14 protein-coding genes are annotated in these 14676 nt (G+C 44.4%); 13 read left to right on the forward strand and 1 reads right to left on the reverse strand.

The features are described 5' to 3' along the window. The first annotated feature begins 207 nt into the window (after positions 1-207). The 7 genes from BN1234_RS06165 to glnA all read left to right on the forward strand — a co-directional run bounded on the left by BN1234_RS06165 (position 208) and on the right by glnA (position 6984). Positions 208-765, forward strand: coding sequence for a ribonuclease FAU-1 family protein (locus BN1234_RS06165; protein WP_054955785.1), 558 nt, complete (start codon positions 208-210; stop codon positions 763-765). Beyond that, positions 765-1421: a YdcF family protein gene (locus tag BN1234_RS06170; protein WP_054955786.1), complete on the forward strand. Its 657-nt coding sequence runs from the start codon at positions 765-767 to the stop codon at positions 1419-1421. Before BN1234_RS06165 ends, BN1234_RS06170 begins: the two co-directional genes overlap by 1 nt. A 79-nt stretch (positions 1422-1500) precedes the next feature. Beyond that, on the forward strand, positions 1501-2481 hold the full coding sequence (locus BN1234_RS06175) for an AAA family ATPase (protein WP_054955787.1): 981 nt from the start codon (positions 1501-1503) through the stop codon (positions 2479-2481). 64 nt (positions 2482-2545) lie between these two features. Continuing rightward, positions 2546-3832: a GTPase HflX gene (gene hflX / locus BN1234_RS06180; protein ID WP_054955788.1), complete on the forward strand. Its 1287-nt coding sequence runs from the start codon at positions 2546-2548 to the stop codon at positions 3830-3832. 49 nt (positions 3833-3881) lie between these two features. After that, positions 3882-5135, forward strand: coding sequence for a methionine gamma-lyase family protein (locus tag BN1234_RS06185; protein ID WP_054955789.1), 1254 nt, complete (start codon positions 3882-3884; stop codon positions 5133-5135). Positions 5136-5218: 83 nt separating this feature from the next. Then, positions 5219-5629, forward strand: a complete 411-nt coding sequence (locus tag BN1234_RS06190; protein WP_054955790.1) for a MerR family transcriptional regulator — start codon at positions 5219-5221, stop codon at positions 5627-5629. Positions 5630-5655: 26 nt separating this feature from the next. Further along, positions 5656-6984 (forward strand): type I glutamate--ammonia ligase, encoded by a 1329-nt coding sequence (glnA, locus tag BN1234_RS06195; RefSeq protein WP_054955791.1) that lies wholly within the window; start codon positions 5656-5658, stop codon positions 6982-6984. 224 nt (positions 6985-7208) lie between these two features. Here glnA and lexA read toward each other — a convergent pair whose 3' ends face one another. After that, positions 7209-7835, reverse strand: a complete 627-nt coding sequence (lexA, locus tag BN1234_RS06200) for a transcriptional repressor LexA (RefSeq protein ID WP_054955792.1) — start codon at positions 7833-7835, stop codon at positions 7209-7211. A 176-nt stretch (positions 7836-8011) separates the two neighbouring features. Between lexA and BN1234_RS06205 the strand changes: the two genes are divergently transcribed. The 6 genes from BN1234_RS06205 (at position 8012) to metH (ending at position 14584) form a co-directional block, all read left to right on the forward strand. Beyond that, positions 8012-8377, forward strand: coding sequence for a LysM peptidoglycan-binding domain-containing protein (locus tag BN1234_RS06205; protein ID WP_054955793.1), 366 nt, complete (start codon positions 8012-8014; stop codon positions 8375-8377). 157 nt (positions 8378-8534) lie between these two features. Continuing rightward, positions 8535-8735, forward strand: a complete 201-nt coding sequence (locus BN1234_RS06210; RefSeq protein WP_054955794.1) for a DUF896 domain-containing protein — start codon at positions 8535-8537, stop codon at positions 8733-8735. A gap of 66 nt (positions 8736-8801) precedes the next feature. Further along, entirely contained in the window at positions 8802-9326 is a 525-nt protein-coding gene (locus BN1234_RS06215; RefSeq protein ID WP_054955795.1) for a hypothetical protein, read from the forward strand. 44 nt (positions 9327-9370) lie between these two features. Next, positions 9371-10162, forward strand: coding sequence for an HAD family hydrolase (locus tag BN1234_RS06220; RefSeq protein WP_054955796.1), 792 nt, complete (start codon positions 9371-9373; stop codon positions 10160-10162). Positions 10163-10407: 245 nt separating this feature from the next. Further along, entirely contained in the window at positions 10408-10815 is a 408-nt protein-coding gene (locus BN1234_RS06225) for a FixH family protein (RefSeq protein WP_054955797.1), read from the forward strand. A gap of 328 nt (positions 10816-11143) precedes the next feature. Then, positions 11144-14584 carry a methionine synthase gene (gene metH, locus BN1234_RS06230; RefSeq protein ID WP_054955798.1) on the forward strand — a complete coding sequence of 1147 codons (3441 nt, stop codon included), beginning with the start codon at positions 11144-11146 and terminating at the stop codon, positions 14582-14584. The last annotated feature ends 92 nt before the right edge of the window (positions 14585-14676 follow it).

Genomic DNA, 14676 nt, shown 5'->3' on the forward strand with positions numbered 1-14676 from the left:
GGGATATATAAAAGTTCATATTTAAGGAACTAACAACAGGCCGTTCAAGAATAACCTTGAACGGCCTGTTTCTTTTTTTATATCTATAGCATGCACAATAAAGTAGGTTTTCGGGTCAATGCAGCGTATGCTGTATCTTCTTCTTTGTTTTGAGTGGGAACCTTAAATGTGGTAAGCTGAAATTACGATATGGGGAGGAAAAGTTCCATGAAACGTAAATTCGGAGATCGGGCGAATTGGCGCCGTATCACCCGCCGGCACTTCACTTCCCGTTATGTGGAATGTGATCAGTTTACGGGATATCTAACCTTATATACGATCTATGGCCTGAAGGAGCCTCTTTGGAAAACTTACGGGCAGCATACATACCGCATTGCGGATAAGGGGTATTCCTGGCTGCAGTATTACCCGAAAGATAGTCACTTTATTGTGACAGCCATGTTCGATGACAAGAGGCATATCGTACAGTGGTATATCGACATATGCAAGAAGCAGGGTGTAACGGATCAAGGAGTACCATGGTTTGATGATTTATACCTTGATATTGTGGTGAACAAGAACGGTGAGGTTTTTTTGCTGGATGAAGATGAACTGGAAGATGCTCTTCGGCGCAGTGATATTACGCGTGACGATTACCGTCAAGCAAAGGTTACGGCTCGTAATTTACTTAGGGCAATAGACGCACACGAATTTCCATACTTTATGATGTCCCTTGAAGATCGTGACCTTTTGTTTCATAACGGAGAATTCAGGAGGAACAAGTAATGCGTCAACTAGTGTACTTCGGGGCGAATGGATCGAAGGCTGTGAAAGGCCAACTTTGGATAAAAAGAAGCCTGTATACGGTTTTTCTTCTTATCTTCCTTGGGATCGTGTGGTCAGGATATGTATACTACCAGATTAACAAGGCTGAGAGTACGGTAAAAGACAAAGCCGATGTCGGGATTATACTAGGCGCCTCCATGTGGGGGGATGCACCCAGTCCTGGGCTCAGGGAAAGACTCGAGCATGGACTAAAGCTTTATAAAGATGGCCTCTATCAATCCATCATTGTAACTGGAGGATTAGACGCACCTGGTTTGAAGTATACAGAAGCCGAAGGAATGCGAAATTATCTTGTTGCAGCAGGAGTGCCGGAACAGGTCATCTATCTCGAAAATGAGGCAACAAGCACCTATGAGAATTTGTTGTTAAGCAAAGAAATTATGAAGGAGCATGGCTGGTCGTCTGCGATCATAGTCACCCATGATTATCACGGGACGAGATCGCTCGAAGTCGCTAAGGTGCTTGGCTATAACGATCCGGAAATTTCGCTCACAACATCAACGGTCCTTCCAATGGCCAAGCATAAAACCCGTGAAGTTCTTGCTTATACGAAATGGACTGCAGATAAAATATTGATCGGGCTTGGTCTTAAGTGACGAAAACTTCTAATAACCCGCTTATAAATAGAATATATTGGAATAGATAGTCAGCCCTATGGATAATGAGGTGAGAGCTATGAATGGACGTGGAACGGCCGCAGGAAGTCGATCAGATGGACGGCCTTCCAGACAGATCAATGTCGTGCTCCGTAGTGCTGAAGCTCCAATTATCAGCTCTGCGGTTTCTGAACGCGAAACGGCCCCATCGCCGAGTCCATTGACACAGCATGGTCTATTCCAAGAAATTCAAAAAGAGCTCGACCTATTGGTTGGGCTTGATCAGATTAAAGAGCTGGTTTATGAGATTTACGCTCTGCTTCAAGTTGCCCGGATGCGGTCAGAAATGGGTTTGTTAAGTGGCGGGCATGTGTTTCATATGATTTTTAAGGGGAATCCGGGTACAGGGAAAACCACGGTAGCCAGGATCATCGCCAAAATGTTTCAAAAGATGGGTGTACTCAGCAAGGGTCATTTGGTAGAGGTCGAGAGGGCGGACCTTGTGGGTGAATACATTGGGCACACGGCTCAGAAAACAAGAGACCTTGTGAAGAAAGCCATTGGCGGTATTTTGTTCATTGATGAAGCCTACAGCTTGGCAAGAGGCGGGGAGAAGGATTTTGGCAAGGAAGCGATTGATACCTTGGTGAAGTCTATGGAGGATCAAAAAAATCAGTTTGTGCTCATTTTGGCAGGCTATTCTGATGAGATTGATTATTTTATGAGCTGTAATCCTGGGCTTCATTCCCGTTTTCCGATACAAATGAATTTTCCGGATTATAACATGGACCAGTTGATTCAAATATCGGAGCTGATGGCCAAGGAGAGAGATTATATCCTTATGCCGCAGTCGATGATTAAAATGAAGGAGCATTTGGAGGCAGAAAAAGAAAATCAGATCCATGCATTCAGCAACGCACGCTATGTACGCAATGTAATTGAAAAAACAATCCGGAATCAGGCAGTTCGGCTACTGAACCAATATGTTGCCGGAAATCCAAGCAAGCTGGAATTAATGACACTCCGCCCAGAGGATTTCAAATTGCCACCCAGGGTATAAAGTAATATACAAATTCAATAGCAGGGTTGTTCAAGTGAACAACGTTCTTAAAGGAGTAATGATTATGGCAAATGAGCTGCATGAGACGAAGACGAATCTGCCGGACAAAGCGATATTGGTGAGTCTTGTAACCGACGAAGTAAAAAAATCGGGAATCAATCCGGAGCATTCACTTCAAGAGTTGGTACAGTTAGCCGAAACCGCCGGGGTTGAAGTTCTGGAAGTCATTACACAGAATCGTGAAACACCTGATACGAAATGGTTCGTAGGTAAAGGTAAGGTTGAAGAGCTTCGCATGGCTATTGATAGCCTCGGAGCGAATACAGCTATTTTTGATCAGGAGCTGTCAGGAGCGCAGGTTCGCAATTTGGAAGAAGCTTTAGACGTTAAAATCATTGATAGAACCCAATTAATTCTGGATATATTCGCACAAAGAGCCAAAACGCGGGAAGGGATCATTCAGGTTGAACTGGCTCAGCACAGTTATTTGCTGCCGCGTCTATCTGGTCATGGCAAGAACCTTTCCCGGCTCGGAGGCGGTATCGGTACGAGAGGTCCCGGTGAGAGCAAGCTTGAAACAGACCGCCGTCATATCAGAGGCCGCATCAGTGATCTCAAACGTCAACTGGATGAGATTATGAAGCACCGGGTGCTGCAGCGTGAACGCCGCAAGAAGACAGGGACTGTGCAAGTGGCATTGGTTGGTTACACGAACGCAGGCAAGTCGACATTACTTAATCGTTTGACGGCTGCCGATGTTTATATTGAAAACCAGCTTTTTGCGACACTGGATCCTACTTCACGTGTTCTGGAACTGCCGAGCGGCAAAGAGGTAGTGCTTACAGATACCGTAGGATTTATTCAAAATCTTCCGCACGACCTTGTCGCCGCTTTTCGAGCGACGCTTGAGGAGGCCAACGAAGCGGATTTGATTCTGCATGTCGTTGATGCTTCTTCTGAAATGCGAGAGGAGCAGATGGAGGTTGTACAGTCCATTCTGGAAGAGCTGGGTGCCGGAGATAAACCGCAGCTTGTTCTGTTTAACAAAAAGGATGAGTGCAGACCAGAGCAGTTAGAAATGCTGCCTTCAGGGGAAGGTTACTTGAAGATCAGCGCTTTTAATGATAGCGATTTGGAAGCCGTGCGTTATGCGATACAGGAACATCTATCGGGTGGCATTGTGAAGTTTCGTATCCCCGCCGACAGGGGAGACGTTAGCTCTGTACTTTACCGCATCGGGGATGTCGTTGAGCAGACTTTTGAAGATAATGATATTGTTTATGATGTTCGAATTAATAAGGCAGATTACGAAAAAATGGGCTACATGCTAAAGGATTATATTGAACAATAGAATACAGCCAAAAATATATTAGAGCTTCTAGAGGAGAGAACCGTACGTCATGGTAAGATTTTCGCAAGAAATTGAAGAACTGAGTTTATTAGCAGAGCGTAAGATTTCAAGTCAGATTCAAGAAATAGACCGAATTGTGGATCGTAATCAGTGGAAAGTGATTGAGGCGTTTCAACGTAATAAGGTTAGTGATTTTCACTTTTCCGGTTCGACCGGTTATGCTTACAATGACCGGGGGCGGGAAGTTATAGACGAAGTATATGCAGATGTATTCGGGGCCGAATCGGCCCTGGTACGTCCTCATTTTGCTTCTGGGACACATACGATTTCTACAGCATTATTCGGCGTGCTTCGTCCCGGAGATGAGCTGTTATACATAACAGGACGTCCGTATGACACCCTCCATAAAGTTATCGGTGAAGCAGGGGATGGAACGGGATCTCTGAAGGATTTTGGCATTGAATACTGTGAAGTAAGCCTGCTTGAAGATGGAGGAATTGACTGGAAGGGTGTAAGTGAGGCAATAAGCTCCAAAACGAAGGTTATCGGAATCCAGCGTTCTCGCGGATATGACTGGCGTTCGTCTTTTACAGTTCAAGAGATTGGGGTCATGGTGGAAAAAGTAAAGGCAATTAAACCGGACGTCATTGTATTCGTAGATAACTGTTACGGTGAATTTACGGAGGAGCTTGAGCCGACCCAGGTCGGTGTGGATATAATGGCAGGTTCATTAATTAAAAATCCCGGCGGCGGGATTGCAGAAACAGGCGGCTATATTTGCGGGAAACAGAAGTATGTAGATCAGGCTGCTTACCGTTTGACAGCTCCTGGAATAGGCCGTGAAGTGGGGGCAATGCTGGGGACAACCCGAGGGATTTATCAGGGACTATTCCTTGCTCCGAATACAGTTGGACAAGCGGTGAAAGGCAGCGTTTATGCTGCAGCCTTATTTGAAGAAGTGGGTTTTGTGACCAAGCCGGCATGGAATGAGAAAAGGACAGATCTTATTCAGGCTGTATCGTTTTCCGGCCCGGAGCATTTGATCGCCTTCGTTCAAGGGATTCAACGAGCTGCTGCGGTGGATAGTCATGTCGTGCCGGAACCATGGGACATGCCAGGCTACGAACATCCTGTGATCATGGCAGCAGGGACATTCATTCAAGGCGGAAGCCTGGAATTGTCTGCTGATGCACCAATTCGGGAGCCATACATCGGATATATGCAGGGAGGGCTCACTTACTCTCATGTTAAATACGGAGTACTGATGGCACTCCAAACGATGAAGGAAAGAAATTTGTTGTAAGGTTTCCTGACATGTTGTTGACATGTGATATCAGAAAAGCTTACAATGATACAGGATAGATCACTTGGAAGGTTGATGAAGATATGGGTGATGAGATTCGTAGAAATATGGCTTTGTTTCCGATTGGGATTGTCATGAAGCTCACCGATTTGTCAGCCAGGCAGATCCGGTATTATGAGCAGCATGATTTGATCGTGCCTGCCCGGACATCTGGCAATCAGCGCTTATTCTCGTTCAACGATGTTGAACGCCTTCTTGAGATTAAGGCTTTGATTGAGAAGGGCGTAAATATTGCAGGAATTAAGCAGGTGATGAATCCGGTATCGAAAGAATCGGAGGAGGCTACCGTAATTACCCCTGACACAGAGAATAAACGCAGGGAAATGTCGGAATCACAGCTCCGCCGCCTGTTACGGCAGGAATTGATTACGGCTAAAAGGCCGGGACAAGTTTCTTTAATTCAAGGAGAACTTTCCCGCTTTTATAAAAAATAAAGAAAAAGTGTAAGGGAGAGGATAGAGTGAGTTATTCGAAAGAAGATATTCTGCGTATTGCTAAGGAAGAGAACGTTAGGTTTATCCGCTTGCAGTTCACGGACTTGCTGGGTACGATCAAGAATGTGGAGATTCCTGTAAGCCAATTGCCTAAGGCTCTTGATAACAAAATGATGTTTGATGGCTCATCTATCGAAGGTTATGTACGGATTGAAGAATCGGATATGTACCTATATCCTGATCTCGATACATGGGTTATCTTCCCTTGGGTTTCGGAAGATCGTGTGGCTCGCCTGATTTGTGATATTTATATGCCGGATGGCACTCCGTTTGAGGGTGACCCGCGGTATATTTTGAAGAGAAGCTTGAAAGAAGCGGAAGAAATGGGCTTCACTTCGATGAATGTTGGACCAGAACCGGAGTTTTTCTTGTTCAAAACGGATGAAAAAGGCAACCCTACGATGGAGCTCAATGACCAAGGCGGATACTTTGACCTTGCTCCAACCGATCTCGGTGAGAACTGCCGCCGTGATATCGTGCTTACACTGGAAGAAATGGGATTCGAAATTGAAGCATCCCATCACGAAGTTGCCCCAGGGCAGCATGAGATCGATTTTAAATATGCCAATGCCGTTAAAGCGGCTGACCAGATTCAAACATTTAAGCTCGTTGTTAAAACCATTGCTCGTCAGCACGGCCTGATTGCAACATTTATGCCGAAACCGCTGTTTGGAGTGGCCGGTTCGGGTATGCACTGCAATATATCCCTCTTTAACGGGAAAGAAAATATGTTCGTGGATGTAAACGATGAGCTGGGTCTTAGTGATACAGCCCGCTACTTCATGGCTGGTGAATTGAAGCATGCACGTGCTTTTGCTGCGATCACGAACCCTACGGTTAACTCGTACAAACGTCTTGTACCAGGATACGAAGCACCTTGTTATGTAGCATGGTCTGCAAGTAACCGCAGTCCGATGATCCGTATTCCGGCTTCACGCGGAATAAGCACGCGAATTGAATTGCGTAACCCGGACCCATCTGCGAATCCTTACTTGGCTTTGGCCGTTATGCTTAAAGCGGGCCTGGATGGGGTTAAACGTAAACTTCCGCTGCCAGCACCGATCGACCGTAACATTTATGTGATGACGGAAGAGGAACGGATTGAAGAAGGCATCCCAAGTCTGCCTGCAGATCTGAAAGAATCGATTAATGAACTTATTCGTAACGAAGTTATCTGTGAAGCTCTAGGCGATCATGCATTATCACACTTCTATGAGTTGAAAGAAATCGAGTGGGATATGTACCGCACACAGGTTCATACTTGGGAACGCGATCAATACATGACGATGTACTAAAATTGGAAGCTCTTGGCGCTGTAGGCGCTGAGGGCTTTTTATATAGGCTGTAGGGGAGTGGTGGGTTAATTTTTATGTCTTTGCCCCCATACTGCCCCCATGGATTTATATGAATTGATTGTGATATTGATGAATCGAATCTATTTACGGACAATAAACAGAAAAAAGCTGCCACTTGTTCAAATGACAAGTGGCAGCTTTCATTGGTCTTACCCAAATAAATGCTAGTGGATATCTCTAAAAACGCCAACAACTTTACCGAGAATGGTAACATGATTCAAGCGAAGCGGTTCATAAATCGGGTTCTCCGGCTGGAGACGAACATGATCTTTCTCTTTATAGAAGGTCTTGACAGTAGCTTCATCATCCTCAGTCATTGCGACAACAATATCGCCGTTATCAGCGGTTTGCTGTTGACGGACAATGACATAGTCACCGTTGTAGATGCCGGCTTCAACCATACTATCACCAACAACAGTTAACATAAATACTTTACTGTCACCTACAAAATGCTGCGGCAGCGGGAAATAATCTTCAATGTTCTCCGTTGCAGTAATAGGAACCCCGGCAGTAACCTTACCAACAACAGGCACCCTGGAGATCGTATGAGTGAATAAATTGCTGTTCTCTGATTCTTCTTGGCCAAGCAGCTCAATGGCTCTTGGTTTCGTAGGGTCACGGCGGATTAAACCCTTCTTCTCAAGACGGTCTAGATGACCATGTACTGTTGAGCTGGAAGCTAGTCCAACAGCTTCACCGATTTCTCGTACGGAAGGCGGATAGCCTTTACTCCGAACTTCGTTGCGGATAAACTCCAAAATCGCCATCTGGCGGCTGGATATCTTCGACATTCCGTATCAACCCCATTTAGTAACGTTTGGGAAAATTATATCATAGAACTTCCGTTCGTACAAACATAAGTTCTAAAATTTTTTCGGAACATTCGTTCGTAAAAACTATTGAATCAAACAAGTGTTCGTGTTATATTGATTTCATAAGAGAACGCTTGTTTGGGAGATGATTGAAGATGAGATACACTACATACCGCAGTATTTACGAAGGACAGACTCAGGAAGAAACACATATACAGAACACATTATGGAATCGTACGATAGAATTGATGAAAACGGGTATCGGAAGGTTTATACTTGTGATTTTGATTTTGGTATCAGGCTGGACTGGAGCGTTTTCGGTTTTTGCAGGTGGATTGGAGAAACCGGTCGCAGAGAAGAATGTTATTGTACAGCCTGGCGACTCACTATGGAGCATTGCCGCAGCCAATAAACCTGATGACATGGATACAAGGAAGTATATCAGCTCTATCAGTAAGTTTAATGAACTGAAGGGGCCGGATATTCAAGCTGGCGATGTACTGGCTCTGCCTGTATGGTGAATGAAATGTCATCTCTTTACATCCATTCATAAATGGTATGAATAATGGTATAATAGAATAAGAGCGCGCATGTACGAGCTTGGTAAGGAATCGATTCCTTGACAAGCTCTTTTTCACATGTCAAAGTTAAAAGTGAATTTTTATTGGAGGCGAAATAATGGATATCGATGCATTGGTTGAACGTATTAACGTTCTTGCTAGAAAGCACAAAAAAGAAGGCTTGACGGAGGATGAGCATAAAGAGCGTTCAGAACTTCGTGAAATCTATCTTAATAATATTCGGAGAAACTTCCGGCAGCAGTTGGAATCCATCGAATGGGTAGAAGAAGAGAATAAAGGTCCTGGTCTGCAGCATTAAGGATGACTGACTGTCTGTTCGAGAATTCTTTATATTAATTGAACAATTGCGAATAGGGGGAGACGCATGTCTCGGTCATGGGAAAGAAAAGTCAACAAGAATATGTCACAGCTTAACAAGCAGCGTAAGAAGCAGGGTCAGCCAACTATGGGGATGAATGCAGCAATCACCAGTGATGGCGATGTATTTAAAGGCCGCAAGTATGTGCTGCCTATCATCTTAATCGCATTAGCGGCTCTTTATGCCATGCTGGGTATGGCGACAACAGCTGCTGGTGCGGGTAGTCAGGCAATGAACTGGATCGGGGTCAGTCTGTATGTGCTGCTGGCTGTAATGATTTTCTTGCGCAAGCCATATTTGAAAGTTACTCGTAATACGGTATCAACCATGAAGTTCAATCGTGAACGTAAATTAACAGCGTCTGAGATTTCAAAGATCAAGATTTTGAAGGGCTCAGTGGTAATCGAGAACAATGCTCGAGGTGGAAATTGGGTGTTTTCTCGATTGATTAACCGCTACGATACTCAAGCAATGGGAGAAAGACTGGAGCAATTTGCGAAGGTTAACAATATTCCTGTAGAGCATCAATAATAGAGGTTGTTTCGTAAGGCAAGAACTAAAGGGAGCTGGAAGAGATGCCGATATCTGCGGTACTGTTTGATTTGGATGATACGCTTTTATGGGACGAAAGAAGTGTGGAAGAAGCTTTTGAAGTAACCTGTAAGGCTGCAGCACAGTGTGCCGGAATTGAAGCGGGTGCTCTGCTAGCTGCGGTTCGCAATGAAGCACGATTATTGTATGAATCCTTTGACACCTTTGCATTTACCAAAATGATCGGCATCAATCCATATGAGGGCTTGTGGGCTAATTTTACAGCTGGAGAACAGCCGGAGTTCCGACGTCTGCAAGAGTTAGCACCTATGTACCGCAAAGAATCATGGTATCGGGGATTGAAAACCTTAGGTGTTGATAACGAGGAGCTGGCAGGAGAACTTTCAGAACAATTTGCTGCAGAACGCAGACAACGCCCTTATGTTTATGATGAGACTTTTGATGTTCTGAAAGAGCTTCAAGGTCACGTTAAATTACTGCTTCTAACGAACGGAAGCCCTGATCTCCAGCAGGAGAAGCTGGACGGGGTGCCCGATTTGGTCTCTTTCTTTGATCATATCGTGATTTCCGGAAACTTCGGTAAAGGCAAACCGGATGTCTCTATTTTCACACATGCGTTAGGACTTCTCGGCATAAATCCTGAGAATGCAGTTATGGTTGGGGATAAGCTGACCACCGATATCAAAGGCGGTAACGCGGCGGGACTGACTACGGTTTGGATTAACCGTACGGATCGTCCAAAGGATCCGGAGATTGTCCCAACTTATGAAATTCAGAGTTTAACAGAACTTCACGATATTTTATCTGCATTGTAAAGTTACATTGAACTCATAAATCAAGTATATATAAGTCGTCTCTTGTCATTTGGTTAATTGGCATGAGTCGGCTTATTTTTTGCTGCATAACAGCATTTAATGATTTATGATAAATGTCACACAATTGTAAGCGTTAAAACATTTTAGAGGAATAAAAAGGTTGTATAATTATGTAGCTGTTAAGTATTTAAGCGAGAGTAACGAAGTGAACCATACATATGATTTCAAAAGTAGGTGTATATCTTATGAAGAAGAACAGGTATGCTTTGATTTCGGTTATGATCCTGATGGCTATTTCCCTGGCAGCTTGTCGAGATAGCAAGGCTAGCGGCGGCGATGAGTTAGTCATGGTTGATCCCATCCTGGTTGAACTGACCTTAAATGCAGAAACTGTTGCAGCAGGGGAGAATGTATTGATTCAAGCGAAGGTAACCCAAGCAGGAATGCCGGTAGAGGATGCTGATAAAGTCGAGTTTGAGATTGTCCGTGAAGGCGGGGGATCACCGGAAAAGGTACCGATTCAACATCTGGGGGACGGCAGCTATGAGCTTAATAAAGTGTTTAATGAACCCGGTAATTATCGGATTATCTCTCATGTTACGGCGCGTGGTCAGCATTCGATGCCATTGAAGGAACTCAAAGTAGCTGGATGAGCAAGAATAATAATCATTTAAACAGCAGTCCAGAACATCCCTTCGGATGACTTAGACTGCTTTTTTTCTTTACTCCTGTTTATACTAAAACCGAACATTATCGTCTTTAATGATTATCTCGTTCGTGTTACCGGCAAAAATTTCAATAATAATTATATCCCTATTTTCTACTAGGAATAATACACTATATGCTGCTTCTATTGATGTTTATCATCTGATGTTTATCATTATGAGTTGATATTATGCCTATTTCAACGGATATCATCCTTTTCTATTGAAATATATTCTGTTACACTAAGATTTAACGTTTGGCTGGGAGGGATATACATTGAGCAAACCTAACTTGCAAGAAGTACTAAAAGAACGAATATTGATTCTTGATGGTGCAATGGGGACCATGATACAACAAGAGGACCTTTCAGCTGAGGACTTCGGTGGTGAAGAGCTGGATGGCTGTAATGAAATGCTGGTGCTGAAACGCCCGGATGTTATACAGTCGATTCATGAACAATATTTAGCTGCAGGTGCCGATCTTATTGAAACGAATACTTTTGGTGCGACTTCAGTTGTACTTGCCGAGTATGATATACCCGAGCTTGCCCGGGAGATTAACCTGAATGCGGCTCGTCTAGCGCTGGCTGCAGCTTCAAAATATTCAACTCCCGAGAAACCGCGTTATGTTGTAGGTGCGATGGGACCAACAACGAAGACGCTATCCGTTACCGGCGGAGTTACATTTCAGGAATTAATTCAAAGCTATGAAGAGCAGGCTGCTGCTTTAATTGAGGGCGGTGTAGATGCTCTTTTGCTGGAAACATCACAAGATACACTTAACGTGAAAGCAGGTACGATCGGAATACGCCAAGCTTTTGAAAAGACGGGTGTAAAGCTTCCGATCATGATATCCGGAACGATTGAACCAATGGGTACAACACTAGCCGGACAGAACATTGAAGCATTTTACATATCTCTGGAGCATTTAGAACCGATATCCATTGGTTTAAACTGTGCAACAGGGCCGGAATTCATGAGAGATCATATACGTTCGCTTTCAGAAATGGCTAAGGCAGCAATCAGCTGTTATCCGAATGCCGGGTTGCCCGATGAGAACGGGAATTATCATGAATCACCGGAATCCCTTGCCCAGAAGATGGGCGCATTTGCTGAAAAAGGGTGGCTGAACATTGCAGGTGGCTGCTGCGGAACGACGCCTGAACATATTCGTGCTTTAAGCAGCATGATGAGTAAATATCCGCCAAGAAAGCTGGAGGGCTCCCATTTACCGGCTCTTTCGGGAATTGATCCCGTCTATATCGAGCAGGATAATCGTCCGTATATGGTTGGAGAGCGGACGAATGTGCTTGGTTCCCGCAAATTTAAGCGCCTCATCGTGGAAGGAAAGTACGAGGAAGCGTCTGAAATAGCTCGGGCTCAAGTTAAAAATGGTGCGCATGTCATTGATGTTTGTGTACAGGATCCGGATCGTGAAGAGAAAGAGGACATGATGAAGTTCCTGGAGCTCGTCGTGAAAAAGGTGAAAGTTCCTCTCATGATCGATACAACGGACCCAGAGGTTATAGATCTTTCACTAAGCTATTCTCAAGGGAAGGCGATAATTAACTCCATTAACCTTGAGGACGGAGAAGATAAGTTTGAAAAGGTAGCTCCACTGATTCACAAATTCGGCGCTGCTGTTGTCGTCGGAACGATTGATGAAAGCGGACAAGCGATAGATCGTCAGGATAAATTAAAAGTTGCACGCCGTTCCTATGACCTGCTTGTGAATAAGTATGGCATTAAACCGGAAGATATTATTTTTGATACATTGGTGTTCCCTGTTGGAACAGGTGATGAGCAGTATATAGGATCAGCCCAAGAAACCATTGAAGGAATTCGGTTAATAAAAGAGTCTATGCCGGAATGCCATACGATTCTGGGAATCAGCAATGTTTCCTTTGGGCTTCCAGAGGCTGGAAGAGAAGTGCTGAACTCGGTGTTTTTATATGAATGTACGAAGGCAGGACTTGATTATGCCATTGTGAATACGGAGAAGCTGGAGCGTTATGCCTCGATTCCAGAAGAAGAGCGGCGTCTGGCGGAAAATCTTATCTATCGTACGAATGATGAGACTCTTGCTGCTTTTGTAGCTGCATTCCGGAACAAGAAGGTTGAGAAGAAAGAGAAGATCTCGAACCTGAGCTTGGAAGAAAGACTTGCTTCATATGTTGTGGAGGGGTCTAAGGAAGGACTCATTCCTGATCTGGATGAGGCCTTGAAGAAATATGGAGCACTCGAAATTATAAATGGACCTTTGATGCAAGGAATGACCGAAGTCGGCCGTCTGTTTAATAATAATGAGTTAATCGTTGCTGAAGTGCTCCAAAGTGCGGAAGTGATGAAAGCCTCGGTGGCTCATCTGGAACAATTCATGGAGAAGAATGAGACGTCTGTCAAGGGTAAAATAATGCTTGCGACAGTAAAAGGCGATGTACATGACATCGGTAAAAACCTGGTTGAAATCATCCTTTCGAATAATGGTTATGAAATTATTAACTTGGGTATAAAAGTACCACCAGAACAAATTATTGAAGCATATCGAAGAGAAAAGCCCGATGCTATCGGTTTGTCGGGTCTTTTGGTTAAATCAGCCCAGCAAATGGTCTTAACGGCTCAGGATTTAAAGACGGCAGGCGTAAATGTGCCGATTATGGTTGGCGGGGCCGCACTTACACGTAAGTTTACAAGAACTCGTATCAGACCCGAGTATGAAGGCATGGTGCTGTATGCGAAGGATGCAATGGATGGGTTAGATATCGCCAATAAACTCAGTGATCCCATTACGAGACAAGAAATCGAGAACCTGGTGAAAGCTGAACGGGAAGAAGATATTACAGTTAAACCTGCTGAGAAGCAGCTGCCGGAGCAAACCCGGGTTAACCGCTCGAAAATATCCTCGGAAGCACCGGTCTATCTTCCGCCGGACTTGGATAGGCATGTTATAAAGAATTATCCAATATCGCATATTCTTCCTTATATTAATATGCAAATGCTGCTCGGACATCATTTGGGCCTAAGAGGTTCAGTAGACCAGCTGCTGCAAACTCAAGATCCCAAAGCCGTTTCGTTGAAAGCGACGGTAGATGGAATACTGCAAGAAGCCATTCAAGACGGCATTATTCAGGCGCATGCCATGTATCGATTCTTCCCGGCTCAGTCGGACGGAAATGATATTTTGATCTATGACCCTGAGAACAAGGAAACCGTTCTTCACCGGTTCAACTTCCCAAGGCAGTCGGTAGAACCTTATCTATGTCTCTCAGACTTCTTAAAACCGGTTGATAGCGGAGTAATGGATTATGTTGGCTTCTTGGTTGTAACTGCCGGTCACGGTATAGGAAAGCTGTCTTCGGAATGGAAAGATAAAGGGGATTATCTCCGTTCACATGCATTACAGTCGGTTGCACTCGAGACTGCCGAAGCACTTGCTGAACGCGTTCACCATTTGATGAGAGATTCCTGGGGCTTCCCGGATCCAGAGGATATGACCATGAAGAGACGTTTTGGGGCAAGATACCAAGGGATTCGTGTATCATTCGGATATCCGGCATGTCCGGATCTGGAGGATCAGGAGGCGTTGTTTAAACTGATGAAACCGGAAGATATGGGTGTGCACCTTACCGAAGGCTTTATGATGGAGCCCGAGGCATCTGTTTCAGCGATGGTGTTTAGCCATCCTGAAGCTAAATACTTTAACGTTGAAAAAGCTTGATATATTATATAGGTACAGATGTATCCGTTATGGGAATCCTCCGAGCATTTCGGGGGATTTCTCCGGTTTACATACTTGGAAGGGGAGAAGAG

It is taken from the genome of Paenibacillus dakarensis, assembly GCF_001373415.1.
Classification (GTDB): Bacteria; Bacillota; Bacilli; order Paenibacillales; family Paenibacillaceae; genus Paenibacillus_AQ; species Paenibacillus_AQ dakarensis.